Genomic DNA, 25,553 nt, shown 5'->3' with positions numbered 1-25,553 from the left:
CAACTATGCTTCCCAGGTATCAAGTGCCCACCAATTCCGATTTCGTAGCCGACGCGCTGGCGTTGATCGGCGTGCCAGCCTGCGCCTGCGGCGCGGATGGCGTCGTGCTGGCCGCGAATGCCGGATTGATAGCGTTGCTGGGCCTCGATCCTTGCGGTCGTCCGCTGGGCGACCTGTTCGCGCGCCACGTGCGCGCCGCCAGCCTGGCCAGCCTGTCCGGCGCGGAACGTTGGGACAGCTGCCTCACTTGCGCCGACGGCCAGTACGTATCGGTGCAGGCCTGGTCCAGGCGCCTGCCGCCGGAGGCCGGGATCGATGGCGTGACCATCGTCTTCCATGACATCACCGAAGTCCAGCGCGACCAGCGCGCGCTGCGCAAAACGCTGCTGGAACAGCGCGCCATTCTTGAGAATGCGGCGGTCGGCATTTTGTTCAGCAAGGACGGCGTCATCCTCGAATGTAATATCCGCTGCGCCGAGATGCTGGGCTACAGCCGCCATGAACTGGAGGGCGCCTCCAGCGTCATCATCTATCCCAGCGAGGCCGATTTCATCAGGCTCGGACAGGACGCCGGGCCGAAGCTGGCCCAGGGAGAATCCTACACCGCCGAGATCCAGGTGCGGCGCAAGGACGGCTCGCTGTTCTGGGCGCGCCTGTATGGCCGCGCCATCGATCCGATGCACACCGCCGACGGCAATATGTGGATCATGGAGGACATCAACGAGCACCGGCTGGATGAGGAAAAGCTGCGCCGCATGCTGCTGGAGCAGAAGGCCATCCTGGACAACGCCTCGGTCGGCATCCTGTTCACCCGCTCGCAGCAGATGTGGCGCTGCAATCCGCGCATGGCGCAAATGTTTGGCTATGAACCGGGCGAGATGGAAGGGCAGCCCTCGCTGATCCTGTTCCAGTCCGAGCGGCATTTCGAGGAGTTCGGCCAGGAGGCCGGACCGCTGCTGGGCTCCGGCCAGCCGTTTGAAAAAGACGCCTACGAATTCAGGCGCAAGGACGGCAGCTTGTTCTGGTGCCGCGTGCGCGCCCGCGCGGTGGACGATGCGCATCGTGGCGGCGGCACCATCTGGATCCTGGAGGACGTGACGGACTCGCTGCAGACGCAGATGGAGGTCGAGGCCATCATGACCAACGCCTCGATGAGCATCCTGTTCACCAAGAACCGCATCATCACGCGCTACAACCGCGGCTTCGCCGAGATGTTCCGCTACACCGAGACTTCCGGCCTGGGCCTGCCGGGCCGCGCGCTGTATCCATCGCAGGAGTCCTACGACAAACTGGGCAGCGAGGCCTATCCCTTCCTCTCCATCGGCAAGCCGTTCCAGACCGAGATCGAGATGCGGCGCTCGGACGACACCACCTTGTGGGCGCAGCTGATCGGCTACGTGGTCAATCCCGACGATCCGACGCAGGGCACGATCTGGGTGATCGAGGACCGCACCGAGCAAAAGCGCGCCGAGGAGGCGCTGCGCAATGCGCTGCTGGAGAACCAGGCGATCCTGGACAGCGCGGTGCTGGGCATCTCGGTGGTGGAGAATGGCCGCAACCTGCGCTGCAACCGCAAGATGGAGGAGCTGTTCGGCTACGGGCCGGGCGAGATGAATCACCTGAGCGTGCAAGCCTTCTACGCCGACAAGGAGGCGTGGGAACAGGCCCGCGCCGAGACCGCGCGCGATTTCCATGCAGGCCAGGTCAACGTCTCCGAGTATCAGCTGGTGCGCAAGGACGGCAGCACGTTCTGGGCGCGCCTGTCCGGCCGGCTGTTCGACCTGGCCGAGGCCAACGGCCGTTCGGTGTGGCTGGTGGACGACATCACCACGCGGCGCGAGGCGGCGGAGGCGGTGGCGCGCGCGCGCGACGAGCTGGAACTGCGGGTGCAGGAACGCACCGCCGAACTGGCGGGCGCCAACGCCCAGCTGCAGGGCGAGATCGTCGAACGGCGCCAGGCCGAGGCGCGCGTGCACCACATGGCGTACCACGACAGCCTGACCGGCCTGCCGAACCGCGCGCTGCTGTCGGACCGGCTGGACCGCGCCATGCTGGCCGCGCAGCGCACCGAGCGCAAACTGGCGGTGATGTTCATCGACCTTGACCGCTTCAAGATGATCAACGACTCGCTCGGCCACATGACCGGCGACCAGTTGCTGAAGGAAGTCGCCAGCCGTTTGTGCCGCGCCGTGCGCGCCAGCGATACCGTGGCGCGCCTGGGCGGCGACGAATTCGTGGTGCTGGTGCCGGGCATCCGCACCTCCGAGGAGGCCGGCCAGGTGGCGGAGAAAATCATCGAGGCCCTGTCAGAAAGCTTCCCGCTGGAGGGGCGCAACCTGCACATCACGCCATCGATCGGCATCAGCGTCTACCCGGACGACGGCGCCGACGTCGAGACGCTGATGCGCAACGCCGACGGCGCCATGTATCACGCCAAGGCCAGCGGCCGTAACAACTACCAGTTCTTCAAGGAGGCGATGAACCAGACGGCGGCGCGTCACTTCGAGCTGGAGTCCAGCCTGCGCGGCGCGCTGGCGGCCGATGAATTCGAGTTGCACTTCCAGCCCATCATGGACATCGGCACGCGCCGCCTGCACGCGATGGAAGTGCTGCTGCGCTGGCGGCGCGGCGGCACGGAGCTGATCACGCCAGACCAGTTCATCCCCATCATCGAGGAAAACGGCATGATCGTGCCGATCGGCGAGTGGGTGATACGGCAGGCCTGCATCCAGAGCATGCGCTGGCAAAGCCAGGGCATGTCGCCGGTGCCGCTGGCGGTCAACCTGTCGCCGCGCCAGTTCATGCATCGCGGGCTGGTGGAATCGATCCGCGGCATCCTCGACGACACCGGCATCGATCCGGCGCTGATCGAATTCGAGATTACCGAGACCGCGCTGATGCAGCACGGCGAGCAGACGCTGGAAATCCTCGGCCACATCAACGCCATGGGCATCCGCCTGTCGATCGACGATTTCGGCACCGGTTATTCCTCGCTGGCCTACCTGAAGCGCTTCCCGGTCAAGAAAATCAAGATCGACCGCGCCTTCATCAAGGACCTGGAGCAGAGCGCGGAGGACCGCGCCATCGTGGCGGCGATCATCGCGCTGTCGGACAGCCTGCAGCTGTCGGTGGTGGCGGAGGGCGTGGAGACGGAAGGGCAGTACGCGCTATTGCAGCAGCATGGCTGCCAGTACGCGCAGGGCTATCTGTTCTCGCAGCCGGTGCCGCACGGGACGGCCCAGCTGCTGCTGCCGCGCGCTTAGGCGAAGGTGGCGACCACCGGCGTGTGGTCGGACGGCTGGTCCCACTTGCGCGGCACGCGGTCGATGACGCAGGCGGTGCAGCGCTGTTTCAGCGCGTCCGACAGCAGCAGATGGTCGATGCGCAGGCCCTTGTTCAGGCGGAAGCCGAGACCACGGTAATCCCACCAGCTGAACGACTTCTCCGGCTGCTCGAACATGCGGAAGGCGTCGGTCAGGCCGATGTCCAGCAGGCGCTGGAGCTGCGCGCGCTCCTGCGGCGACACGTGCACCATGCCTTCCCACGCGGCCGGATCGTGCACGTCGCGGTCCTCCGGGGCGATGTTGTAGTCGCCCACCACCGCCAGCTGCGGATAGCGCGCCGCCTCTTCCTTGATCCAGTCGTGGAAGGCGTTCAGCCAGGCCATCTTGTATTCGTACTTGTCCGAGCCGACCGCCTGGCCGTTAGGTACGTAAGCGCACACAACGCGCACGCCGTCGATGGTGCCGGCCACGATGCGTTGCTGCGGATCCTCGAATTTGGGGTTGTTCTTGACGATATCGTGAATTGGCGTCGTGGAAATGATCGCAACCCCGTTATAAGTCTTCTGCCCGGTGTACGCGACGTGGTAGCCGGCAGCCTCCAGTTCGGCCAGCGGAAACTTGTCGTCAGTTAATTTTGTTTCTTGAATTGCTAGCACATCGGTGGGGTTTTCCTCTAGCCACTTCATAACGTGCGGCAGTCTTACGTTCAAAGAGTTAACATTCCAAGTGGCTATTTTCATATTTGCTTTCATGCTGGGGTTCCGGTGGCTTGCATCTTACCGCATCCGGATTTAACACATGTAGTTGTCGCCTTGCTAAGGTGTATGAAAAAACATGAAAAACCCTTTCGTGCGCGACATTCAGGGCATAAAATGTTGCAAAATGTGTGAAATCAAAAAAAAATTGCCAATACTGTCTCGTTGTTGTCAAAATAGAACTGAAAGGCAAGACAAGGTAACAAAATAGAAATATACTGATAAAAATTAAGTGGAAAACTTGTGTTCCCATTTAGCAACTAAGAAAACATTAAGTGTTGTATATTTCTGTGTTGTGACGACGCAATAAATGATACTATACGGAAATAAACAGTGGTTTTTACAGTGAATCGCGCTTAGCGCATTTGCAAAGGAATAAAAAATGCGATCTGCATTTGAGGCATGGGCACAGCGCGACGGTCATATCGTTCGTCGCCGTGAAGACAAGCCAGATGAATATCTGGTCTTCGAAACGCAACGCCGCTGGGTCATCTGGCAAGCGGCGCTGGAGCATGGCAAAGCGCCGGGCGGCCGCAAGACCGCCGCGCAAAAAGAGGCCGCCGCCGCCGAGAAGCGCGCCGCCGAAGCGGTGCAGCGTCCGCCCGCGATCAAGCCGGATGAAGCCGCCGTGCGCAATCAGGTCCTGAACGAAGTGCTGGATGCGTTTTCCTCGCTGGGCGGTGAGCGCGGCATGGATGACATCCTGAAAGTGGTGCAGGGCCTGAAGAAGAAGCAGCAGGAGCAGGCCGACACCCCGGTGGCCGCCAAGACGCCGGACCGCCACAACGCCTGATGCGCAAGGCGTAAAGTGCAATGCTTTACGCCGCTTGATCAAGCGAATAAAACCGCCGGCGGGCTGGTACACTGGTCGGACGCTATTTTCCGAGACAGACCATGTATCTCCGCCCCGCCTTTGCGGTCACCGCGCTGCTGGCCATGCTGGCCGGTTGCGCCTCCCTGACAGAATCCACCGAACAAAGCGTCATGGTGCAAACCGTGCTCGATCACCGCGAGATCGCTGGTGTGGGTTGCGTGCTGTACAACGACGTCGGCAAATGGTTTGTGACCACGCCGGGACGCGTCACGCTGCGCAAGAGCGCGGGGCCGCTGCGCATCGACTGCCAGAAGGCGGGCAAGGGCTGGGCCTATGAGAAGGTGGAATCGAAGGCGGACGCCAACCTGTGGGGCAACCTGGCGTTGACGGCCGGCGTGGGCTACGTCATCGACAAGAACACCGGCGCGGGCTATGACTATCCGGCCACGCTGACCGTGGTCATGCATCCCGCGCAGGAGAGGGAAGAAGGGCCGACGCCGTCGCCCGGCGTGACCCTGTTCTGATCGGTTCGAACGCTTACTTAGAGCGATTGATCAGGAAGTTCGACAGCAGCGGCACCGGACGGCCGGTGGCGCCCTTGTTGCCGCCCGATTTCCACGCGGTGCCGGCGATGTCCAGGTGCGCCCAGGTGTACTTGCGGGTGAAGTTTTCCAGGAACGCGGCGGCGGTGCACGAGGCGCCGCCCGGGGTGCCGATGTTGGCCAGGTCGGCGAAGTTGGACTTCAGCTGCTCGTTGTACTCATCGCCGATCGGCAGGCGCCATGCGGTGTCGCTGGCGTTCTTGCCGGCGGCCAGAATCTCGTCGGCCAGCTTGTTGTGGGCCTCGTCGTCGCGGGTGAACAGGCCGCTCTTGTGGTGGCCCAGGGCCACGATGCAGGCGCCGGTCAGGGTGGCGATGTCGATCACGGCGGCCGGGTTGAAGCGTTCGGCGTAGGTCAGCGCGTCGCACAGGATCAGGCGGCCTTCGGCGTCGGTGTTCAAGATCTCGATGGTCAGACCGTTCATCGAGGTGACGATGTCGCCCGGCTTGGTGGCGCGGCCCGACGGCATGTTCTCGCACGAGGCGATGATGCCGATCACGTTCAGCTTCAGGTTCATCTCACCGATGGCGCGGAAGGTGCCCAGCACCGAGGCGGCGCCGCCCATGTCGTACTTCATCTCGTCCATGCCAGGACCCGGCTTGAGCGAAATGCCGCCGGTGTCGAAGGTGATGCCCTTACCGACCAGCACCACCGGCGCGTCCTTGGCCTTGCCGCCCATGTGCTTGATGACGATGAATTTCGGCGGCTGCTCGCTGCCGTTGGTGACCGACAGGAAGCTGTTCATCTTCAGCGCTTCCAGCTGCTTGCGGTCCAGCACCTCGACGTCGAACTTGTAATCCTTGCCCAGCTTCTTGGCGACGTTGGCCAGGTGGGTCGGGGTGCAGACGTTGGCCGAGGTGTTGCCCAGTTCCTTGGTCAGGTCCATGCCGTTGGCGATGGCCACGGCTTGCGCCAGCGCCAGCTTGGTGTCGGCGTTGTTCGGCACGGCCAGGGCGATTTTCTTGACGCCGGCGGGCGCCGGATCTTTCTTGCTCTTTTGACCATCGGTGCGGAACACCGCCTCATGGGCGCTCTGCACCACGTTGCGGATCGCCCAATTGACGTCGCGCTCTTTCACTTCGGTCATCGGCAGTGCGATAATAGCGTCGCTCGCGCCGAGGGAGGAGAATGCCTTGAGTGCCGCGGCCACGCCGCCGGCAAAGCTTTTCTCGCTGACCGCTTCGTCGCTGCCCAGGCCGACCAGCAGCACGCGTTCGGCGGCGGCGCCTTTCACGCCGCGCAGCAGCAGGGTGGTGCCGGTTTTGCCGGTGATGTCGCCGGACTTCAGCGCAGCGGTGATTTCACCAGCGCCGTCCAGCGCCTTGGCAGCTTGCGACAGCTTCTTGTTCTCGAAGACCGCGACGGCGATGACGCCGGCTTTGGCCGTAGCGATGGTGTTTTTTGTGTCGAATGCTTTTATGCTAAAGTCCATTTGATTCTCCGTGTCGTGTACGTACTTAAAACTTGTGGCGCCGTATAGCTTATATATGGGCCAAACTACCGAATTATAATCTTCAATGATCTTTCAACGCGCCCTACGACGTGAAATGGCCAATACGGCCGGCGCTTCCTTCACGGTCCTGTTCAGCATCTGCGTGACCTGGACCCTGATCGCGGTCCTCGGCAAGGCGGCGGGCGGCAAGGTGGCGTCCAGTGACGTGATCGCGCTGATCGTGTTCGCAACGCTGAATTATCTGCCAACTATCCTCATCCTCACCAGCTTTATTTCTGTGCTGATGGTGGTGACGCGGACCTACCGCGATTCCGAGATGGTGGTGTGGTTCGCCTCCGGCCTGTCGCTCACCAAATGGATACTCCCGGTGCTCACTTTCGGCCTGCCGATCGTGGTGTTGACCGGCATGCTGAGTTTTGTCGCCACGCCCTGGGCCAAGCAGAAAAGCTCGGAATACGTGGAGCGCTTTGAAAAGCGCGAAGACCTGCAGAAGGTCTCGCCCGGCCAGTTCAAGGAATCGGCGTCGGCCAACCGCATCTTCTTCGTCGAAGGCGTGGCCGGCAAGACGGCGGTGGTGCAGAACGTGTTCGTCAACACGGTCGACGAAAAAGGCACGGCCGTCATCGTCGCGCGCGAGGGCGTGATCAACACCGGGCCCAAAGGCGAGAAGTACCTGGTGCTCAAGAACGGCCGCCGCTATCAGGGCACGCCGGGCCAGGCCGACTTCCAGACCATGGAGTTCGAGAGCTACAGCATGCGCGTCACCAGCCAGAACCAGGAGCTGGACGCGGACCGCGACACCGACAGCACACCCACCATGCAGCTGCTGGACGACACCAGCAACGCCGCGCGCGCGGAACTGTTGTGGCGCGCGGCCTCGCCGCTCACTTGCCTGGTGCTGATCCTGCTGGCGATTCCGCTGGGCTTCGTGAATCCGCGCGCCGGCAGCTCGGCCAACCTGATCATCGCGCTGCTGATCTTCTTCAGCTATAACAACTTCGTCAAGCTGATCGAGGCCAGCGTCCGCCAGGGCAAGGCGGCGTTCGCGGTGTCGTGGTGGCCGCTGCACCTGGTGGCGCTGCTGCTGGTGTTCGCGCTGTTCGCTTGGCGCCTGAACCTGAACCATCGTTATCATCCGCTGGCGTTGCTGGCGGCGCTCAAGCGCTCGCGCCATGGCGCGGACCAGAAGGTTGTATCGCAATGAAAATCCTGCAACGCTATTTCGCGGTCTCGATACTGCAAGCGGTCGCCTTTGTGCTGGTGGCCTTCCTGGCGCTGCAAGCGTTCATGGACCTGACCGGCGAACTGCCCAAGGTCGGCAAGAACGGCTACGCGGTCCAGTATGCGTTCATGTACGTGCTGGTGCAGCTGCCGGGCCACGTGTATGAAGTGATGCCGCTGGCGGCGCTGATCGGCACCATCTACACCATGGCGCAGTTCGCGGCCACTTCCGAATTCACCATCATGCGCGCGTCCAGCATGTCGACCGGGATGGTGGCGTGGATGCTGGCCAAGATCGGCCTGGTGCTGGTGATCCTGACCTTTATCGTCGGCGAGCTGGTGGTGCCGCGCACGGCGCCGCTGGCGGAGAAGTTCAAGCTGACCGCGCGCGGCGCCGCCATCTCCACCGAGTTCCGCTCGGGCCTGTGGACCAAGGATATCGTCAAGTCCGAAGGCATGACCGGCACGGTGCTGGGATCGCGCTTCTTCAATGTGCGCGAGGTGCGTCCGGACGGCACGCTGATCGACGTGAAGCTGTACGAATTCGACACCAGCTTCCGCCTGCGCTCCATCACGCTGGCCAAGTCGGGCAGCTTCCAGGGCAATAACAAGTGGCTGCTGAAGGACGTGACGGAGAATATCTTCAGCAATCCGGAATTGCTCAAGCCGGGCATCGAGGCCACGCTGGCGAACAACTACGCGCAGGAATCGAGCATGATCGAGACCCGCCGCAGCGCCACCAAGGATCTGCTGTCCGAGATCACGCCGAAGATTTTGTCGGTGTCGCGTTCGGACCCGGAGCGCATGTCGGCCAACGAGCTGGCGGTGTACACCCGCCACCTGCAGGAGAACAAGCAGGAGACCGAGCGCTTCAAGATCGCGTTCTGGAAAAAGCTGTTCGATCCGTTGGCGATTTTTGTGCTGATGGCGCTGGCGCTGCCGTTTGGCTACCTGCACACGCGCAGCGGCGGCGTGAGCTTGAAGATCTTCCTAGGCATCATGCTGGGCGTGAGCTTCCTGCTGGTGAATACCCTGTTCTCGCACCTCGGCGTGCTGAGTACCTGGCCGGCGATCCTGACCGCGATCGCCCCGAGTTTATTGTTCATGCTGCTGGCGATATGGGCCATGTGGTGGGTGGAGCGACACTGATGAATACTCAACGCGCATTGATCTTGTTTGCACACGGCGCCCGCGCTGCCTCGTGGGCGGCGCCGTTCGAGCGCCTGCGTGATATGACGCAGGCACGTGAGCCGCAGGTGAGGGTGGAACTGGCGTTTCTCGAGCTGATGTCGCCACGCCTGCCGGAGTTGGTGGCCGCGCTGAGCGCCGACGGCATCGACGACATCACCGTGGTGCCGGTGTTCCTGGGCCAGGGCGGCCATGTGCTGCGCGACCTGCCGGTGATGCTGGACGATCTGCGCGTGGCTTACCCGCAGGTGAAACTAAAGGTGGTGGAGGCGGCCGGCGAAAACGCGGCCGTCCTGCAAGCGCTGTCCGACTACTGCGTCGGCGCCTTAGCGTAACCTGCGCCACACGGACAGCGGCACCTGCCCGTCCGGCCGCGCCGGCACACGGTATCTCAGTTCATCGCCGTTCAGTTCATAGCGGCGTTCCTGCCGCGTGCCTTCCCAGTTTGAAAAGGCGGCGCTTTCAATGATGAAGGTCAGCGTGCGTGAAGGCTCGTCGATGGCGAGCCGGCCGAAGTGCGTGCTCGATCCCTCCACGGCGGCGCGCAACTCCTGCGCCGTGCCGTTTTTCTTGTCGCCGCTGGCGAAGCGCGGGCGTCCGTGCTGATAGATTTGCACCGTATAGCGGCCGTCGGCATCGATCATCATCAGGCCGGCCGGCGCATCGCCGTAGTCCGGCACGCGCGTGCCGTCCGGCAGCAGGCGGTCGGCGACCACCAGCGTCCATGTACCGGCCAACGGAAAGGGCTGGGCGGCCATCGCGGCGTGGTGGGCGGGCACCCACATAAACAGGCAAAACATTCGGTTCAACAGTTTCATCGTCATCTCCTTAAATAAAGACACGATAGCGCTGTCGAGCGCTGAGCGAAATTCCCTAAATTCGCGCGTTTTGTGTGCATAATTGCACAATGAACCAACCAGACTGGGATGACCTGCGTTTTTTTCTTGCCCTGCACGATGCCGGCACGCTGTCCGGCGCCGCGCGCGCGGCGGCGGTGGAGCACACCACGGTGGCGCGCCGCATCGACGCGCTGGAGACGGCGCTTGGCGTCAAGCTGTTCGATCGCTTCCCCAAGGGATGGTCGCTGACCGCCGCCGGCCGCTCGCTGGTGCCGCATGCGCGCAAGATGGAGGACCACATGCACGGATTGATGCGCGCGGCCAGCGGCGCGGCGGCGCTGCATGGCAAGGTGCGCGTGTCGGCGCCGCCGGCATTGACGTCCTGGCTACTGGCGCCGCGTTTGCAGCCGGCGCTGCATCGCCTGCCCGGGGTTGAGCTGGACTTGCGGGGAGAGGCGCGCGAGACGGACCTGATGCGGCGCGAGTCGGATATCGCGCTGCGCTACAACCGGCCGACCGCGCCCGGGCTGACCGTGCGCGCGCTGACGACGGTGGCGTACCGGCTGTGCGCGAGCGAGGCTTATCTGGCGCGGCGCGCGCCGGAACAATGGGAATTTCTCGGCTATGACGAACTGCTGCAGCACACGCCGCAGCATCTGTGGCTGGAAAAGGTGCGCGGCGAACGCCGTTACTGCCTGCGGTCGAATGATCTGGGCACCTTGTATCAGGCGGCCGTGGCGGGTTGCGGGGTGGCGGTGCTGCCCGACTATTTCCCGGCCGGGGTGCTGGTGGACATCGCGGCGCCGGCCTGTCCGGTCAAGCGCAAGCTGTGGATCGTCATGCACGAGGACGTGCGCCGCGCCGCGCCGGTGCGCGCTGTCGCGGACGAGATCATCGCCTTGTTCACTTCCGGGGAATGATCTTCACTTCGTAGATCTTCGGCCACAGCTTGCCGGTGACGAACAGGCGCTTCTTCTCGGCGTCGTAGGCGATGCCGTTCATGACGTTCTCGGCGTTCTGGCCTTTGCCGGCATCGGGATAGAGCTTGCCGAAGTCGATCCAGCCGGTGATCTTGCCGCTGGCGGGATCGATGCGCGCGATGGTATTCGTGTGCCAGATGTTGGCGTAGATTTCACCTTCCACCACCTCCAGTTCATTCAGCTGATCGACCGCGATGCCATCCGCCGTCACCTTGATGCGGCGCACCTCGAGGAAGGTCTTCGGATCGAGGAAGCGCAGCGTCGAGGTGCCGTCGCTCATGATCAATTCTTTGCCGTTGTGGGTCAGGCCCCAACCCTCGCCGGGATAGGCGAACTGGTTTTTCAGTTCAAAAGTCTTCAGGTCGAACACGAAACCGGTCTGTGTTTGCCACGTCAGGCCGACCAGGGTGTCGCCCCATACCGTCAGGCCTTCGCCGAAATACTGCGGCGGAATGTCTTTGCTCTGCAGGACTTTGCCAGACGCCAGATCGACCTTGCGGATCGAGGATTTGCCGTTCAGGCCCGTGCTCTCGTACAGGAAGCCGTCGCGGTACAGCAGGCCTTCGGTGAACGCTTGCGTATCGTGTGGGTAGCTGCGCACCACCTTGTAGTCGTAGGTGGGAATGGCCGCATGGGCCGATGGCAGCAGGGAGGCGAGGAGGAGGGCTTGGGCGACAATCTTTTTCACTATGCGGTTACCGAATTTTGAAGTTCAACCATGGCATCCAGCGTGGTGCCGGGAGCATCCAGCTCCGCCTGCACGCAGGCGCGCGCTTCCGGCGACTGCACCAGCGATACGGCTTGCTGGCGCGCGATCGCCGCCGCATCAGTATCGCCGCAGCCGTTCAGCAAGTCCAGCACCAGCGCCACTTCGGTGGTGTAGTTGAATACCTCGGCCAGCATGTCGGCCATGCCTTCGTTGGTCAGCACGTTGATGTTGTTCTTCAGCTCATTCAGCTGCATGGCCGCCAGCGCCAGATGGTGCTCGGGCTGCGGCAGGTAGCGGCGTGCCAGCGCGTAGTCGCCGCAAGCCATGATGGAGGGCAGGGCGGCGCGCGCGTTCTGCTGCGCCTGCGCTTCCGGCAGGGTCTGGAACAAGTGGTAGGTGTTCTGCAGGTCGCCCAGCTTGTCGTTGATGATGCGGATATCGTGGAACAGCTGCGGCGCGGATGGCAGTTCGTTGGTCAGGCGGTTGCGCAGGTCCACCAGCGCATGGTGGGCGGGCAGGTATTCCTCCGCCAGCTTGGCCCAGGCTGCCAGGATGTAGGACAGGCGCAGCGAGGCTGCCTCGGCGTCATCGAATAGCGCGCGATATTCCCGCAAGGCGGCTTCAAAATGGCCCTCGGCGTGGGTTTGCCAGGCGCTTTCCAGTCGTTGAACGATGTCCATTACTACCTCTATTGGTGGGAATGGCTATTCTAATACCGAAAAATGGAAGTCAGGCGCGGAGTTGGATGACTATTGTCCTGCTAATCTCGTTGATGCTCGCGTGGGCGCATGGCTTCGCCGATCATCACCAGCACCGGGCCGTGCGGTGTGCCCAGGCCCTGCGTCAGCTGGGCGATGGTCATGCGCTGGATCTGCTGGTCGGCGCGGCTGACGTTTTCGATCACCACCACCGGCTTGTCCGGCGCGTGGCCGTGGGCCAGCAGCCGTTCGGCGGTGGCGATGGCTTCGCGTCCGCCCATGTACTGGATCAGGGTGTCGGTTTCCGGGATGGCGTCGTGGTCGGAGTGTTCCGGCGCTGTGGAGGAGGTGAAGAAGGCCACGCTGCGGGCGATGCCGCGCTTGGTCAGCGGCTGTTTGGTGGCGGCCGCCGCGGCCAGCGCGGTGGTGATGCCGGGGACGATGTCGACCTCGATGCCGGCTTCCTCCAGCGCGCGCAGTTCCTCGTCGGCGCGGCCGAACATCATGGGGTCGCCGCCTTTCAGGCGCACCACCAGCCGGGCGCGCTGGGCCGCTTCCACCAGTTGCTGGTTGATGAACTGCTGCGCCACCGATCGCTGGCCACTGCGCTTGCCGACCGGGATCTTCTCGGCCTGCGGGCACAGTTCCAGCATTTCCGGCGTCACCAGCGCGTCGTGCAGCACGATGTCGGCCTGCGCCAGCAGGCGCGCGCCGCGCAGGGTGATGAGATCCTGCGCTCCGGGGCCGGCGCCGATCAGATACACTTTTCCAAAAGTGGCCATGGCGTGATTCTTTTGTTGGCTGTGGCGTCGTCATTCCGGCGCAGGCCGGAATCCATGGAACGCTGGGCGGGATACTCAGCATGGATCCCGGCCTGCGCCGGGATGACGGGGGTGGGGTTGCTGTTACAGGCGGATCATGCCGGCGGCGACGGTTTGGTGCGTGACCTCATCGATCAGGATGAAGGCGCCGGTGGCGCGGATGTCGCTGTAGGCGTCGGCCGCCAGCGGCTGTTGCACGCTCAGCTCAATGGTGGCGATGTCGTTCAGCTTCAGGCCATCGGCGCTGTGGCGCTGCTGGGTATTGATGTCCAGCAGGGACTCGATCGTCTTGATCTTCGCCGAGGTCTGCTTGGTGCCATGCTTGATCCAGTACTTGCGGCGCACGTCCAGCGGCTCGTCGGACATCCAGCACACGTCGGCCTTCAGCTGCTTGAGCTGCGTGGCCGGCTGGTCGGCGCTGGCCAGCAGGTCGCCGCGCGAGATGTCCAGGTACTCTTCCAGCAGCAGCGTGACCGACTGTCCCGCCACCGCCGACTGGTGCGAACCCTCCAGCGTGACGATATCCTTCACGGTCGCGCTCTGACCCGATGGCTGCACCACCAGCTTGTCGCCCACCGACACCTTGCCGGATTCGATGCGGCCCATGTAGCCGCGGAAGTCGTTGGCTTCGTGGCCGTTGTGGCGCGCCACCAGCTGCACCGGGAAGCGGAATGGCGCGTCGTGCGATTCGTCGTACACCGACAGCGATTCCAGCAGCTCGATCAGGGTAGGACCCTGGTACCAGCCCAGCTTCTCGCTCTTTTCCACCACGTTGTCGCCGGTCAGGGCGGACAGCGGAATCGGCGTGATGTCCTTCAGGCCCAGCGACGCCGCAAACTCGCCGTAGGCCTTGACGATGCGGTTGTAGATATCCTGGTCGTAGTTCACCAGGTCCATCTTGTTGACGGCCACGATCACGTGCTCGATCTGCAGCAGGTGGGCGATGGTCGAGTGGCGCTTGGTCTGGATCAGCAGATCGACGCCGCCGTCCTCGCGCAGCTTCACTTTCGACACGTCCACCAGGATGATGACCGCATCGGCGGTCGAGGCGCCGGTCACCATGTTGCGGGTGTACTGTTCGTGGCCCGGCGTGTCGGCGATGATGAACTTGCGCTTGGGGGTGGCGAAGTAGCGGTAGGCCACGTCGATGGTGATGCCTTGTTCGCGTTCGGCTTCCAGGCCGTCGGTCAGCAGCGACAGGTCGACGGTGTCGCCCACGGTTCGCTTGTGCTTGGAGCGCGACATGGCGTCCAGCTGGTCGGCGAAGATGCCTTTGCTGTCGAACAGCAGGCGGCCGATCAGGGTGGACTTGCCATCATCGACGGAGCCGGCGGTGATGAAGCGCAGCAGGCTTTGTTCGGTAGTAGTCGTAGTCATTAGAAGTATCCTGCTTTTTTACGTTTTTCCATCGAGGCTTCGGACGTCTGGTCGTCCATGCGGGTGGCGCCGCGTTCGGTCACTTGCGTGATCGCGGTTTCGGCGATGATCTGCTCCACGGTCGCCGCGTCCGAGGACACGGGGCAGGTGCAGGAGATATCGCCCACGGTGCGGAAGCGCACCACCTGGGTTTCGACGGTTTCGCCTTCGCGCGCCGGGGTCAGGTCGGTCAGCGGCACCAGCAGGCCGTTGCGCGGGATGACCTGGCGTTCGTGCGCGAAGTAGATCGGCGGCAGTTCCAGCTTTTCGCGGGCGATGTACTGCCACACATCCAGCTCGGTCCAGTTCGAGATCGGGAACACGCGCATGTTCTCGCCCGGGTGCACGCGGGTGTTATACAGGTCCCACAGTTCGGGGCGCTGCGACTTTGGATCCCACTGGCCGAATTCGTCGCGGAAGGAGAAGATGCGCTCCTTGGCGCGCGCCTTCTCCTCATCGCGGCGGGCGCCGCCGATGCAGGCGTCGAAGCCGTGTTCGGCGATGGTTTCCAGCAGCGTCACGGCCTGCGCGGCGTTGCGCGAATCGGTTTGCGGATTGCGCAGGCGCACGGTGCCCTTGCGGATCGACTCTTCCACCGAGCCGACGATCAGGCGCTCGCCCAGTTCGGCCACGCGCTTGTCGCGGAAGGTGATGACTTCCTCAAAATTGTGGCCGGTGTCGACGTGCACCAACGGGAACGGGAATTTACCAGGACGGAAAGCCTTCTCCGCGATGCGCAGCAGGACCACAGAGTCCTTGCCGCCCGAGAACAGCAGGGCGGGGTTGCTGCATTCGGCGGCGACTTCACGCATGATGTGGATCGCTTCCGATTCCAGTGCGTCGAGGTGGCGCGAATTCATGTGCGCGTTGTTATCTACTAGAGCGTTCATTGAACTAACCTATTTGTTATCGTCATTCCCGCGAAGGCGGGAATCCATGCTGAGTAACTTCGGACGTGGCCTATGGATTCCCGCCTTCGCGGGAATGACATCAGGCCACGGATTTAATGCGTATCAGTTTACCGTCGACCACGTGCAGGCCGCATTCCTTCGATTCCGGATTCTCCCACCACCAGCGGCCGGCGCGGACGTCCTCGCCTGGCTGGATGGCGCGGGTGCAGGGCTCGCAGCCGATCGACGGATAACCCTGATCGTGCAGCGCGTTGTACGGCACGTTATTCTCGCGGATGTAGTTCCACACATCCTCCTCCGACCAGTCGGCCAGCGGATTAAACTTGGTCATGAAGTGCGCCGGATCGTCCTCCTCCACCATCAGCGAGGTGCGGGTGGCGGCTTGCGCGCGGCGCTGGCCGGTGACCCAGGCCTTCTTGCCCAGCAGGGCGCGGCCCAGCGGCTCGACCTTGCGGATGCGGCAGCATTCCTTGCGCATCTCCACGCTGTTGTAGAAGGCGTTCAGGCCATGCTGCGCCACGTAGGCCTCCACCGCCTCGGCCTGCGGCTTGAACACCGCGATCTCGTAGCCGTAGTGCGCTTTCACCTTGTCCAGCATGGCCAGCGTTTCCTTGTGCAGGCGGCCGGTTTCAAGCGAGAAGATGCCGATGTCGTAGCCGCCCTTCAGTATCAGGTCGGTCAGCACCATGTCCTCGGCCGCCAGCGAGGAGGCGAAGACGGCGGGGCTGAAATCGCTGGCGATGCGGGACAGCGTGGCGCGCGTGTCCGCAATCAGCTTGCTCAGGTCACTCATCACTACTCCAATCAAATGCCGGCGCCGTCGTTGTTGGCCACCACCGGCGCGGGGCGCGCGTGGCGGCGGAACAGCGGCACTTTCTGATCGACCGACGCCTGATAGGTTTCGGAGAAATCGGACAGGCCTTTCAGCGCGTCGTGCGGATCGCGGTCGGCGCGCACCGAGTAGGCGTCGAAGCCCACGCGCCGCATCGAGAACAGCTGGTCGCGCAGCACGTCGCCGATGGCGCGCAGTTCGCCGGTCCAGCCCAGGCGGGTGCGCAGGTTGTAGGCGATCGAATAGCCGCGGCCATCGGTGAATTTCGGGAAGTCGACGGCGATCAGCGGGAACTGGTCCAGCAGGCCTTTCAGCGTTTCGGGACGCTCGTCGGAGGCGATCCACACGGCGATCTCGCCGGCGGCGGTGCGCGCGGCCAGCACCTCGCGCTGCACCAGCCACAGGCTCAGTGGCACGATGAATTTGCCGGCGGGGACCGACACGGTAGCCGGATCGTGCGGCGGCGCGCCGTCCACCGGCTCGGCCAGACGCAGCACCTGCCAGTCGTCTTCCACTACTTCACGGCCCTTGATAATCAAATGCTTAGACATATTCATCCTCTCCAACCAGGCGGCCGCCCTTTTCGGCGATCGGCGTGGCGTACACAAATTCCTTGAACGGGGCGACACCGATGCGTGCCACGCATTCGGCGAAGGTCTCACCCTCAAAACGGTCGCGCAGGTAGACCTGCAGCAGGCGGTCGATCACTTCCGGCATTTGCAGCGCGGAGAACGACGGGCCGATGATCTTGCCGATGGCGGCGTTGTTGCCTTGCGCGCCGCCGATCGACACCTGATACCATTCGCTGCCGTCCTTGTCCACGCCCAGCACGCCGATATTGCCGACGTGGTGGTGGCCGCAGGCGTTGATGCAGCCGGAGATATTCAGCTCGATCTCGCCGATGTCGTGCTGGAAGTCGAGATTGTCGAAACGCTCGGCGATGGCGGCGGCGATCGGGATCGACTTGGCGTTGGCCAGCGAGCAGAAGTCGCCGCCAGGGCAGCAGATCATGTCGTTCAGCAGGCCGATATTTGGCGTCGCCAGGCCGTGCGCCTTGGCTTCCTGCCACAGCGCGAACAATTGCGACTGCTCGACGTCGGCCAGCACGACGTTCTGTTCGTGGGTGACGCGCAGCTCGCCGAAGCTGTAACGGTCCGCCAGGTCGGCCATGAAATCCATCTGCTCGGCGGTGGCATCGCCCGGCGGCACACCGGTCTTCTTCAGCGACAGCACCACGGCCGCGTAGCCCGGCACCTTGTGCGGCTTGACGTTGCGGTTGACCCAGTTGGCGAAGGCCTTGTTGCCGGCTTGCGCGGCCACCACGTCGCTGTCCTCCAGCGTTTTGTAGGCCGGCGGCTGGAAGTAGTCGATCACGCGCTGCATCTCTTCCACGGTCAGGGTTTCCGGACCATCTTTCAGGTCGGCCCATTCCTCCTCGACCTGACGGGCGAATTCTTCCACGCCGATGGCTTTCAGCAGGATCTTGATGCGGGCCTTGTACTTGTTGTCGCGGCGGCCGTACTGGTTATACACGCGCATCACGGCCTCGGTGTAGGTCAGCAGGTGCCGCCATGGCAGGAACTCGCGGATCACGCTGCCGATGATCGGGGTGCGGCCCATGCCGCCGCCGACCATGAACTTGAAGCCGATCTCGCCGGCCTCGTTGCGCACCACGGTCAGGCCGATGTCGTGAATCGCGATGGCGGCGCGGTCCTCCACGGCGCCGTTGATGGCGACCTTGAATTTGCGCGGCAGGGCGATGAATTCCGGGTGGAAGGTCGACCACTGGCGCAGCACCTCGGCGTACGGGCGCGGATCGATGATCTCGTCGGCGGCCACGCCGGCGTACGGGTCGGAGGTGGTGTTGCGGATGCAGTTGCCCGAGGTCTGGATGGCGTGCATCTCCACCGACGCCAGGTCGGTCAGGATGTCGGGGGTCTGTTCCAGCTCAACCCAGTTAAACTGGATGTTTTGACGGGTGGTGAAGTGACCGTAGCCGCGGTCGTATTTGCGGGCGATATGTGCGAACATACGCATTTGCTTGCTTGCCAGCAAACCGTAAGGCACGGCAATACGGAGCATGTAGGCGTGACGCTGCATGTACAGGCCGTTTTGCAGGCGCAACGGCAGGAATTCGGCTTCGGTCAGCTCATCGGCCAGGCGGCGGCGTACCTGGTCGCGGTACTGGGCGATGCGCTCACGGATGATGAGGTGGTCAAACTGGTCGTATTGATACATGAATATTCTTCCTGGATAGTCGCTGATTCCCCAAACTAGCGCTAATAGTAATAAACTTCGTCTTTATTCCATACGACTTAGTCTTTATTTGCTTATATAAGGATTGGGCATAAGCATGGAAGCTAATAATTTTAAGATGGGCCAAGACCTGCAATGAACCTTCACCAGTTGCGCTTCGTGCGCGAAGCAGTACGCCAGAACTACAACCTGACCGACGCCGCCAAGGCGCTATTTACCTCGCAGCCGGGCGTGTCCAAGGCGATTATCGAGCTGGAGGAGGAACTGGGGGTCGATATCTTCACCCGGCACGGCAAGCGTATCCGCGGCCTGACGGAGCCGGGGCGGCTGGTGCTGGAGTCGGTGGAGTTGATTATGCAGGAAATCGACAGCCTGAAGCGCATCGGCAAGGAGTACGCGGCCCAGGACAGCGGCAGCTTCACCATCGCCACCACCCACACCCAGGCGCGCTACACGCTGCCCAAGGTGGTGCAGGCGTTCATGCAGAAATTCCCAAAAGTAAGATTGTCTTTGTTGCAAGGCAATCCGCAGCAGATCGCCGAGATGGTGCAGCGCGACCAGGCCGACCTGTGCATCGCCACCGAGTCGATCGCCGGCGTGACCGGACTTGTCACTTTGCCATGCTATCAGTGGGAGCATGTGGTGGTGGTGCCGCCCGACCATCCGCTGCTGCGCAACAAGCAGCCGACGCTGGAAGAGATCGCGGCTTTCCCCATCATCACGTATGATGGCGCCTTTGCCGGCCGCAGCAAGATCGACCACGCGTTCTCGCTGCGCGGCTTGAAGCTGGACGTGCTGCTGGAAGCCATCGACGCCGACGTCATCAAGACCTACGTGGAACTGGGCATGGGGATAGGCATCATCGCCGGCATGGCCTTCGATCCGGAGCGCGACAAGAACCTGCGCGCCATCCCCGTGGGCCATCTGTTCGGCATGAACGTGTCGCGGGTGGCGGTCAAGCAGGGCGCCTACCTGCGCAGTTATATTTACACCTTTATCGAACTGCTGACGCCGACGCTCAACCGCAAGTTGATCGAGCAGGCCATGAGCGGCGAAAAAGAAAACTACGAACTATAAAGAAAGCATCATCATGATTACCAACCAGTTGACACAATATTACGCCGTCAACGCGGACAACTACGACCAGGTCTACGCCCAGGAAGAGCGCTACGACGACCTGGACGATCTGCAGGAAATGGTCGCCGAGCTGTTCCAGGACCACAGGGTGCTGGAGCTGGGCTGCGGCACCGCCTACTGGACCGACCTGATCTCGGAAACCGCCGAATCGGTCTACGCCACCGATATCTCGCAGGAAATGCTGGACCTGGCCGAAACCCGCGGCCTGGACGAGGACGTGGTCACCTTCGGCCTGCTGGACGCCTTCAACCTGCCGGACGGCATGGAAGGCCGGTACACCGCCGTGTTCATCGGCAACCTGTGGTGCCACGTGCGCCGCGAGGACCAGGAAAAATACCTGAAGACCCTGCGCGCCAAGCTGGGCAAGGATATCCTGCTGGTGATCCTCGATGAATCCTATGTGGACGGCAACTCCACCGTGATCGCCCGCACCGATGCGGAGGGCAACACCTTCCAGATCGTCACCGCCGACGACGGCGAGCGCTACGAGATCATGAAGAATTACCTGACCGACAGCACGCTGCGCAAGCGGTTCGCCAACCACGCCAGGCAGATCCGCATCGAGCGTCTCGAGTACTACTACCTGCTGAGCTGCCGCCTTAAATAACTTGCAAGCTTGATGTTGATTTACAACAAATGATGTTTGTCACATTGTTGAAGTAATTGATAGGCATGATTCCGGCCGTGGAATCAACACGCAGTTTCTATCAACCTTCAGTAGAGAACATCAAGTGAAAAAACTTACTCTGGCAGCATTGATCATCGGCGGCTTCGCCGCACAGGCACAAGCTCAATCGAACGTAACGATCTACGGCCTGGTGGACGCCGGCATCGTTAGCGAGCGCGGCGGTGCGGCCGGTTCGCTGACCAAAGTGACCAGCGGCATCGGCGGCCAGTCGCGCATCGGCTTCAAGGGCACGGAAGACCTGGGCAGCGGCCTGTCGGCGATCTTCACCTTGGAAACCGGCTTCAAGGCCGACGACGGCGCGCTGGACAGCGCCAACACCATCTTCAACCGCCAGGCCTTCGTCGGCCTGAAAAGCAAGGATGCCGGCCAGTTGACCATCGGCCGCCAGTACACCCCGCTGTACCTGGCGCAAAGCCAGGTGGCCGACCCGTTCGGCGCCGGCTATGCCGGTTCGATCAAGAACCTGTTCCCGTCGGCCGGCGCCAACACCCGCGTCAGCAACGCGCTGGTGTACTCGACCCCGGTGATGGAGGGCTTCAGCGCCGACGCCCTGTACGCCCTGGGCGAGCAGGCTGGCAGCTCGACCGCCGGCCGCCAGTTCGGCTTCGGCCTGAACTTCGCGCAAGGCCCGCTGAACGCGCGCCTGGTATACAACAACAAGAACAACGACACCGCCGCGGTGGGCGCCACCCCGGCCAAGATCCAGGACACCGGCCGCACCACCATGTTCGCCGCCAACTATGACTTCCAGGTGGTCAAGGCTTACTTCGCCTACGGCGCCAACAAAGGCGTGAACAGCGCCCAGATCCCGGTCGCCAACGCCTACGGCTACACCGTGGCGCCGAAGCCTAGCCTGGACAGCAACGACTGGCTGATCGGCGCGCAAATCCCGGCCGGCAATGGCACCGTGATGGCGTCGTACATCCGCAAGAACGACAAGACCGTCAACAACCAGGACGCCGACCAGTGGGCGCTGGGCTACCTGTACTCGCTGTCCAAGCGTACCGGCGCCTACGTCGCCTACGCCAAGATCAAGAACAAGAACGGCGCCGGCTACACCGTTGGCAACAACAACGAAGCCGGTAGCGGCGACAAAGCCTTCAACCTGGGCATTCGTCACGCGTTCTGATCGGTTTGCGGCAGTGGCAGGCGGATCATGATCCGCGTGCCGCCGTCGCTGACGATGGCGATATCGCCATCGAGCGCCCAGACGCGCTCGCGCATCCCGATCAGGCCGAAGGACGAGGCTTTGTCCATGTCCTGCTCGGCGATGCCGCGGCCATCGTCATGGATGGTGATGTGCAAGGCCCCGTCCTTGCGGTACAGCGACAACGCCACCTTGCGCGCCTCGGCGTGGCGCGTGATGTTGGTCAGCGCTTCCTGCGCGATGCGGAAGATGGCGGTGCTGTAGGCATCGTCCAGGATCAACTCCTCCTCGTTGGCGTCCAGCGTGCAGCGGATGTCGTTGCGCGTTTCAAAATCGTGGCGCAAGCTCTCCAGCGCGAAATACAGCCCCCCTTCATCCAGCGCCCGCGGCCGCAGGTTGCTGGCGATGCGCCGCAGCGAGGTGATGGCCGACATCAGCAGCTCATCCATGCCTTTTTGCAGCTTGCGCGCGGCGGCGCTGTTGCCGCTGTGCCGTTGCAGCAGCGCCAGGTCGCCGCGCAGCGTGGCCAGCAGTTGGCCCAGGTCGTCGTGCAGCTCGCGCGCGATGTGCTTGCGTTCTTCCTCGCGGATGGTTTGCAGCGCCGCCGACAGCTCGCGCAGCTGTGAATACGATTGCTCGAGCCGCTCCTGCACCTGTTTGCGCTCGGTGATGTCGCGCAGGATGATGGTGTAGATGCGCTTGCCGTTCTCGCTCAGCGAGGAAATGCTGCCTTCGAGCGGGAAGTGCTGGCCGCCGGCCTTGAGTCCGGTCACGGCGTAGTCGCTGGTGCGGCGGCCCTTGGCGCGCATGCGGATGCCGGTGGCGCCGAAGTATTGTTCGGCGCCGTTGGGCGCGCGCTGGCGCTGGTCGCGCGGAATGTATTGCGCCAGCGAGGCGCCCTGCATGGCTTGCGCGGTGGTGTCGAACATGACGGCCGCCGACGGGTTGACCTGCAGGATGCGCTGGTGCTCGTCGGTGGAAATGATGGCGTCGGTGGCGTGTTGGATGATGCCGCGGCTGCGCCGGGTGTTGGCGGCGGCGCGCGCGCAGGACCAGCCCATGCGCCACGACAGGCGCGCGGTCAGCGCCAGCGCGGCGATCAGCAGAAGCGGGGGAAGGCGGCGGCCCATGTGTGACTCCATGCGGCCAACGGGCCGCCTGGAGTCACACTAATTCAGCCGTCCGGCAGGGACGTTGATGTAACTCAGGCGTTTACATCTGCTTGAACAGATGCAGGAAGCTGCGGCTGACTTCCAGCTTGTCGGAGCGGCCCTTGATCATCACCAGGTGGCGGCCGCGGATGTCGCGCGTCACGCCCTCGATGGCGTTGACGTTGACCAGGGTGGCGCGGTGGATTTGCCAGAACAGCGCCGGGTCCAGCTCCTCGGCCAGGTCGCGCACCGGCTTGCGGATCAGCGCCTCGTATTTCTCGGTCTGCACGCAGGTGTATTTTTCGTCCGAGCGGAAGAACAGGATTTCCTCGACCGGTATCATGCGCAGGTCCTGGCCGATGCTGGCCTGGATCCACTGCAGGTGCTGCGGCTTGGGCGCGGCGATTTTCTCGGTCAGCTGGGCCAGCATGGCGGTCACGCTGGCGTTGACGTCGCCGGCGGCGGCCGGCTTGTTCAGGCGGCCTTTCAGGCGCTCGACCGTGATCTGCAGGCGCTCCTGCTCGGGTGGTTTCAGCACGTAGTCGATGGCGCCGCGCTCGAACGCCTCCACGGCGTAGGCGTCGTAGGCGGTCACGAACACGATGTTGCTCTTGTTGCCGATGATGGCGGCCGCCTCCATGCCGGTCTTGCCCGGCATGCGGATGTCGAGGAAGGTGAAGTCCGGCTTGAGCTGGTCGACCAGCTCGATGGCCTCGTCGCCGTTCTTGGCTTCGCCGAGAATTTCCAGCTCGGGCCAGACCTGGCCCAGGCGCATGCGCAACTGGTCGCGCATTAAACGTTCGTCATCTGCAATGATTGCTGTAGGCATCGTGTTTGGGTGTGAGGTTGTCTAAATAATTGTTTAAATAATTCTAACTTGATTTCGCCGCCAACTGGTAGGGCACTTCGATGGTGACGATCACGCCGCTCGGGCTGTTGGCGGCGATCAGCAACTGGCCCTGCTCGCCGTGCAGCAGCTTGAGGCGCTCGCGGATGTTGCTCAGGCCGAGGCCGGTGCCGTCGCTGGGCTTGGCGCCGAAGCCGAGGCCGTTGTCGGAGACGATCACGCGCAGCTTGTTGTGGGCCACGTCGGCGCGCACCTTCAGGGTGCCGCCTTCCGGCTTGCCTTCCAGTCCGTGCTTGATGGCGTTTTCCACCATTGACTGCAGCATCATGGGCGGGAAGGCGGCGGTGCGCAGGCCGTCCGGGATGTCGAAGTCCACCGTCAGGCGCTCTTCCATGCGCATTTTCAGCAGGTTGAGGTAGGCCTCGACCATGTCGGCTTCGCGGCCGAGGTTGGTGATCAGGGCGTTGTCGCGCATTTGCGGCAACACCGCGCGCAGGTATTTGATCAGGCTGCGCTGCATGGCGGAAGCGCGCGGCGGATCGGTCTCGATCAGGTGTTCGACCGAGGCCAGGGTGTTGAACAGGAAGTGCGGCTCGACTTGCGCCTGCATCATCTGCATCTTGGCTTCGCTCAGCTGGCGCTGCATGGATTCGCGCTCGGCGGCGGCGTTGGCGGTCTGGGTTTCGGCCTCGGCGCGTTTTTTACTCCCCATCAGGAACTTGGTGCCGAACAGGGCCAGCACCAGCAGGGTGATGAAGCTCTTGAACCAGGTGGAGGCTTGGCCGTGGTAGCGGGCCACTTTCTGCTCGGCGGCATCGTCCACCGCTTCTTCAATCGCGTTCGACAGTTCCTCGCCAATTTGCGGCGGCAGGTCGATGTGGACTTCCTCACCCGGCAACGTCGGCAGCGCGGGGACCGAGGCGGTGCCGGATTTGCCGGATTTGGCCGGCGCAGCAGGGGCTTCGGGGGCTTCCGGTGCCGCCGGCGCCTCGGGCGCTTCCGGCGCCGCCACCGGCGGGGTGGTTTCTTCGCTATTCTTGTTGCGGATCTTGCCGCGCGGGTTGAAGTGGATGCCGCTGTCGTCGATCAGGATGTTGGTATCGCCGCTCTTGCGCTTCTGCATGTGCGCGCCGCGGTCAATCTCGTCCTGTACCGGACCAGAGGAGAACAGCTCGTCCTGCAGGATGGAGCCGGCGGCCAGCATCAGGGCGGCAAACACCAGGAACTTCCACCACGACAGCTGGGTGACCCAGGTGGCGGTCGCATCAAAGCCGCGATGCAGCAGGCTGCCGGCGGTCTTCAGGGTGTCTTGCACTTTAGGCGTAGGGAACATGAACGGCTTTCACACTTAACATGATGCAAGTGTAACGAGCCACGCCCTTGCGCGCCATGCGATTGCGACAGTCTGCAAAAAACGGGGATTGGACGGCAAAGTGAAAGGAAGTACTTGCCAAGCCGTCGGAGGCTTTGCTATAGTTCGGTCCCTCGCGAAACACCGCAACGCTGCAAAGCGAAACGATGAAGAAACGAGGGGTTGACGAGATAAACGAAACGCTTCATAATCTCGCTTCTGTGCTGATGAACAAAACGCTTCTCAGCGAGCTGCACAAGATCTTTAAAAATTAACAGTCGATAAGTGTGGGCATTTGGTGCTGCAACAAAAAGCATTAAATGCTCAAACAAAGAAATACTGTCAGTATTTTGAGTAAGAGCGAACCTGGTCAGAAATGACCACAAACAGAGATTAAACTAAAGAGTTTGATCCTGGCTCAGATTGAACGCTGGCGGCATGCCTTACACATGC

Annotated in this window: 24 protein-coding genes; 10 read left to right on the top strand and 14 right to left on the bottom strand. The window is 62.8% G+C overall.

Annotation, left to right across the window (positions count from 1 at the left end):
• Positions 1 to 23 precede the first annotated feature (23 nt).
• Positions 24 to 3,263: an EAL domain-containing protein gene (locus tag FHW83_RS22450; protein WP_373997252.1), complete on the top strand. Its 3,240-nt coding sequence runs from the start codon at positions 24 to 26 to the stop codon at positions 3,261 to 3,263.
• Here the strand turns inward: FHW83_RS22450 and xth are convergent.
• Positions 3,260 to 4,024 carry an exodeoxyribonuclease III gene (xth, locus tag FHW83_RS22445; protein WP_176648590.1) on the bottom strand — a complete coding sequence of 255 codons (765 nt, stop codon included), beginning with the start codon at positions 4,022 to 4,024 and terminating at the stop codon, positions 3,260 to 3,262. The genes FHW83_RS22450 and xth overlap by 4 nt on opposite strands.
• A gap of 397 nt (positions 4,025 to 4,421) precedes the next feature.
• Between xth and FHW83_RS22440 the strand changes: the two genes are divergently transcribed.
• Entirely contained in the window at positions 4,422 to 4,832 is a 411-nt protein-coding gene (locus FHW83_RS22440) for a hypothetical protein (RefSeq protein WP_176648589.1), read from the top strand.
• Between the two features lie 101 nt (positions 4,833 to 4,933).
• A complete protein-coding gene (locus FHW83_RS22435; RefSeq protein WP_176648588.1) occupies positions 4,934 to 5,377 on the top strand; it encodes a hypothetical protein in 444 nt (147 codons plus the stop codon).
• Between the two features lie 13 nt (positions 5,378 to 5,390).
• Here the strand turns inward: FHW83_RS22435 and FHW83_RS22430 are convergent, their stop codons facing one another.
• On the bottom strand, positions 5,391 to 6,887 hold the full coding sequence (locus FHW83_RS22430) for a leucyl aminopeptidase (RefSeq protein ID WP_176648587.1): 1,497 nt from the start codon (positions 6,885 to 6,887) through the stop codon (positions 5,391 to 5,393).
• 115 nt (positions 6,888 to 7,002) lie between these two features.
• Between FHW83_RS22430 and lptF the strand changes: the two genes are divergently transcribed.
• From lptF to FHW83_RS22415, 3 genes are read left to right on the top strand one after another with little or no spacing between them, the layout of a single operon-like run.
• Positions 7,003 to 8,112, top strand: coding sequence for an LPS export ABC transporter permease LptF (gene lptF, locus FHW83_RS22425; protein WP_229224315.1), 1,110 nt, complete (start codon positions 7,003 to 7,005; stop codon positions 8,110 to 8,112).
• A complete protein-coding gene (lptG, locus tag FHW83_RS22420) occupies positions 8,109 to 9,278 on the top strand; it encodes an LPS export ABC transporter permease LptG (RefSeq protein ID WP_176648585.1) in 1,170 nt (389 codons plus the stop codon). Before lptF ends, lptG begins: the two co-directional genes overlap by 4 nt.
• Positions 9,278 to 9,652, top strand: coding sequence for a sirohydrochlorin chelatase (locus FHW83_RS22415; RefSeq protein WP_176648584.1), 375 nt, complete (start codon positions 9,278 to 9,280; stop codon positions 9,650 to 9,652). Before lptG ends, FHW83_RS22415 begins: the two co-directional genes overlap by 1 nt.
• On the opposite strand, the gene FHW83_RS22410 is transcribed toward FHW83_RS22415, so the two are convergent.
• Positions 9,644 to 10,135 (bottom strand): lipocalin-like domain-containing protein, encoded by a 492-nt coding sequence (locus FHW83_RS22410; RefSeq protein ID WP_229224314.1) that lies wholly within the window; start codon positions 10,133 to 10,135, stop codon positions 9,644 to 9,646. The genes FHW83_RS22415 and FHW83_RS22410 overlap by 9 nt on opposite strands.
• Positions 10,136 to 10,224: 89 nt before the next feature.
• Here FHW83_RS22410 and FHW83_RS22405 point away from each other — a divergent pair, with 89 nt between their 5' ends.
• Positions 10,225 to 11,076: a LysR family transcriptional regulator gene (locus FHW83_RS22405; RefSeq protein WP_176648583.1), complete on the top strand. Its 852-nt coding sequence runs from the start codon at positions 10,225 to 10,227 to the stop codon at positions 11,074 to 11,076.
• Here the strand turns inward: FHW83_RS22405 and FHW83_RS22400 are convergent.
• The 8 genes from FHW83_RS22400 to FHW83_RS22365 all read right to left on the bottom strand — a co-directional run bounded on the left by FHW83_RS22400 (position 11,060) and on the right by FHW83_RS22365 (position 18,761).
• Complete coding sequence (locus FHW83_RS22400; RefSeq protein ID WP_176648582.1) at positions 11,060 to 11,824, bottom strand: glutaminyl-peptide cyclotransferase; 765 nt, start codon at positions 11,822 to 11,824, stop codon at positions 11,060 to 11,062. The two genes, FHW83_RS22405 and FHW83_RS22400, sit on opposite strands and share 17 nt — an antisense overlap.
• Positions 11,824 to 12,525, bottom strand: coding sequence for a hypothetical protein (locus FHW83_RS22395; protein WP_176648581.1), 702 nt, complete (start codon positions 12,523 to 12,525; stop codon positions 11,824 to 11,826). The genes FHW83_RS22400 and FHW83_RS22395 overlap by 1 nt, the downstream gene beginning before the upstream one ends.
• A gap of 80 nt (positions 12,526 to 12,605) precedes the next feature.
• Complete coding sequence (gene cobA, locus FHW83_RS22390) at positions 12,606 to 13,325, bottom strand: uroporphyrinogen-III C-methyltransferase (RefSeq protein ID WP_176648580.1); 720 nt, start codon at positions 13,323 to 13,325, stop codon at positions 12,606 to 12,608.
• A gap of 123 nt (positions 13,326 to 13,448) precedes the next feature.
• Complete coding sequence (locus FHW83_RS22385) at positions 13,449 to 14,741, bottom strand: sulfate adenylyltransferase subunit 1 (RefSeq protein WP_176648579.1); 1,293 nt, start codon at positions 14,739 to 14,741, stop codon at positions 13,449 to 13,451.
• A complete protein-coding gene (cysD, locus tag FHW83_RS22380; RefSeq protein ID WP_092281643.1) occupies positions 14,741 to 15,670 on the bottom strand; it encodes a sulfate adenylyltransferase subunit CysD in 930 nt (309 codons plus the stop codon). Before cysD ends, FHW83_RS22385 begins: the two co-directional genes overlap by 1 nt.
• A gap of 100 nt (positions 15,671 to 15,770) precedes the next feature.
• A complete protein-coding gene (locus FHW83_RS22375; protein ID WP_176648578.1) occupies positions 15,771 to 16,484 on the bottom strand; it encodes a phosphoadenylyl-sulfate reductase in 714 nt (237 codons plus the stop codon).
• A gap of 11 nt (positions 16,485 to 16,495) precedes the next feature.
• Positions 16,496 to 17,080 (bottom strand): DUF934 domain-containing protein, encoded by a 585-nt coding sequence (locus FHW83_RS22370; RefSeq protein WP_373997251.1) that lies wholly within the window; start codon positions 17,078 to 17,080, stop codon positions 16,496 to 16,498.
• Positions 17,067 to 18,761 carry a nitrite/sulfite reductase gene (locus FHW83_RS22365; protein WP_176648576.1) on the bottom strand — a complete coding sequence of 565 codons (1,695 nt, stop codon included), beginning with the start codon at positions 18,759 to 18,761 and terminating at the stop codon, positions 17,067 to 17,069. The genes FHW83_RS22370 and FHW83_RS22365 overlap by 14 nt, the downstream gene beginning before the upstream one ends.
• Before the next feature lie 153 nt (positions 18,762 to 18,914).
• Between FHW83_RS22365 and FHW83_RS22360 the strand changes: the two genes are divergently transcribed.
• The 3 genes from FHW83_RS22360 (at position 18,915) to FHW83_RS22350 (ending at position 21,733) form a co-directional block, all read left to right on the top strand.
• Positions 18,915 to 19,856, top strand: coding sequence for a CysB family HTH-type transcriptional regulator (locus FHW83_RS22360; protein WP_176648575.1), 942 nt, complete (start codon positions 18,915 to 18,917; stop codon positions 19,854 to 19,856).
• A 13-nt stretch (positions 19,857 to 19,869) separates the two neighbouring features.
• Positions 19,870 to 20,523 (top strand): class I SAM-dependent methyltransferase, encoded by a 654-nt coding sequence (locus FHW83_RS22355; RefSeq protein WP_176648574.1) that lies wholly within the window; start codon positions 19,870 to 19,872, stop codon positions 20,521 to 20,523.
• 124 nt (positions 20,524 to 20,647) lie between these two features.
• The gene (locus tag FHW83_RS22350; protein WP_373997250.1) at positions 20,648 to 21,733 is read left to right on the top strand and encodes a porin; all 1,086 of its coding nucleotides are present in this window, start codon (positions 20,648 to 20,650) and stop codon (positions 21,731 to 21,733) included.
• On the opposite strand, the gene FHW83_RS22345 is transcribed toward FHW83_RS22350, so the two are convergent.
• The 3 genes from FHW83_RS22345 to FHW83_RS22335 form a co-directional block, all read right to left on the bottom strand.
• Positions 21,721 to 22,881, bottom strand: coding sequence for a PAS domain-containing sensor histidine kinase (locus FHW83_RS22345; protein ID WP_176648573.1), 1,161 nt, complete (start codon positions 22,879 to 22,881; stop codon positions 21,721 to 21,723). The genes FHW83_RS22350 and FHW83_RS22345 overlap by 13 nt on opposite strands.
• 82 nt (positions 22,882 to 22,963) lie before the next feature.
• Positions 22,964 to 23,731: a LytTR family DNA-binding domain-containing protein gene (locus tag FHW83_RS22340; RefSeq protein ID WP_176648572.1), complete on the bottom strand. Its 768-nt coding sequence runs from the start codon at positions 23,729 to 23,731 to the stop codon at positions 22,964 to 22,966.
• Between the two features lie 43 nt (positions 23,732 to 23,774).
• Positions 23,775 to 25,082, bottom strand: a complete 1,308-nt coding sequence (locus FHW83_RS22335; RefSeq protein WP_176648571.1) for a sensor histidine kinase — start codon at positions 25,080 to 25,082, stop codon at positions 23,775 to 23,777.
• Positions 25,083 to 25,553: the final 471 nt, after the last annotated feature.

Origin of the sequence: Duganella sp. SG902 (assembly GCF_013376005.1) — a bacterium.
Classification (GTDB): Bacteria; Pseudomonadota; Gammaproteobacteria; order Burkholderiales; family Burkholderiaceae_D; genus Rugamonas.
The sequence above is the reverse complement of the archived record's forward strand: the minus strand, read 5'-3'. Positions and strand labels throughout refer to the sequence as shown.

What these genes read in the sequence shown, in the direction of transcription:
- xth (WP_176648590.1), bottom strand. Translation starts at nt 4,024, where the DNA reads ATGAAAATAGCCACTTGGAATGTTAACTCTTTGAACGTAAGACTGCCG.
- FHW83_RS22440 (WP_176648589.1), top strand. Translation starts at nt 4,422, where the DNA reads ATGCGATCTGCATTTGAGGCATGGGCACAGCGCGACGGTCATATCGTT.
- FHW83_RS22435 (WP_176648588.1), top strand. Translation starts at nt 4,934, where the DNA reads ATGTATCTCCGCCCCGCCTTTGCGGTCACCGCGCTGCTGGCCATGCTG.
- FHW83_RS22430 (WP_176648587.1), bottom strand. Translation starts at nt 6,887, where the DNA reads ATGGACTTTAGCATAAAAGCATTCGACACAAAAAACACCATCGCTACG.
- lptF (WP_229224315.1), top strand. Translation starts at nt 7,003, where the DNA reads ATGGCCAATACGGCCGGCGCTTCCTTCACGGTCCTGTTCAGCATCTGC.
- lptG (WP_176648585.1), top strand. Translation starts at nt 8,109, where the DNA reads ATGAAAATCCTGCAACGCTATTTCGCGGTCTCGATACTGCAAGCGGTC.
- FHW83_RS22415 (WP_176648584.1), top strand. Translation starts at nt 9,278, where the DNA reads ATGAATACTCAACGCGCATTGATCTTGTTTGCACACGGCGCCCGCGCT.
- FHW83_RS22410 (WP_229224314.1), bottom strand. Translation starts at nt 10,135, where the DNA reads ATGAAACTGTTGAACCGAATGTTTTGCCTGTTTATGTGGGTGCCCGCC.
- FHW83_RS22405 (WP_176648583.1), top strand. Translation starts at nt 10,225, where the DNA reads ATGAACCAACCAGACTGGGATGACCTGCGTTTTTTTCTTGCCCTGCAC.
- FHW83_RS22395 (WP_176648581.1), bottom strand. Translation starts at nt 12,525, where the DNA reads ATGGACATCGTTCAACGACTGGAAAGCGCCTGGCAAACCCACGCCGAG.
- cobA (WP_176648580.1), bottom strand. Translation starts at nt 13,325, where the DNA reads ATGGCCACTTTTGGAAAAGTGTATCTGATCGGCGCCGGCCCCGGAGCG.
- FHW83_RS22385 (WP_176648579.1), bottom strand. Translation starts at nt 14,741, where the DNA reads ATGACTACGACTACTACCGAACAAAGCCTGCTGCGCTTCATCACCGCC.
- cysD (WP_092281643.1), bottom strand. Translation starts at nt 15,670, where the DNA reads ATGAACGCTCTAGTAGATAACAACGCGCACATGAATTCGCGCCACCTC.
- FHW83_RS22375 (WP_176648578.1), bottom strand. Translation starts at nt 16,484, where the DNA reads ATGAGTGACCTGAGCAAGCTGATTGCGGACACGCGCGCCACGCTGTCC.
- FHW83_RS22370 (WP_373997251.1), bottom strand. Translation starts at nt 17,080, where the DNA reads ATGAATATGTCTAAGCATTTGATTATCAAGGGCCGTGAAGTAGTGGAA.
- FHW83_RS22365 (WP_176648576.1), bottom strand. Translation starts at nt 18,761, where the DNA reads ATGTATCAATACGACCAGTTTGACCACCTCATCATCCGTGAGCGCATC.
- FHW83_RS22360 (WP_176648575.1), top strand. Translation starts at nt 18,915, where the DNA reads ATGAACCTTCACCAGTTGCGCTTCGTGCGCGAAGCAGTACGCCAGAAC.
- FHW83_RS22355 (WP_176648574.1), top strand. Translation starts at nt 19,870, where the DNA reads ATGATTACCAACCAGTTGACACAATATTACGCCGTCAACGCGGACAAC.
- FHW83_RS22345 (WP_176648573.1), bottom strand. Translation starts at nt 22,881, where the DNA reads ATGGGCCGCCGCCTTCCCCCGCTTCTGCTGATCGCCGCGCTGGCGCTG.
- FHW83_RS22340 (WP_176648572.1), bottom strand. Translation starts at nt 23,731, where the DNA reads ATGCCTACAGCAATCATTGCAGATGACGAACGTTTAATGCGCGACCAG.
- FHW83_RS22335 (WP_176648571.1), bottom strand. Translation starts at nt 25,082, where the DNA reads ATGTTCCCTACGCCTAAAGTGCAAGACACCCTGAAGACCGCCGGCAGC.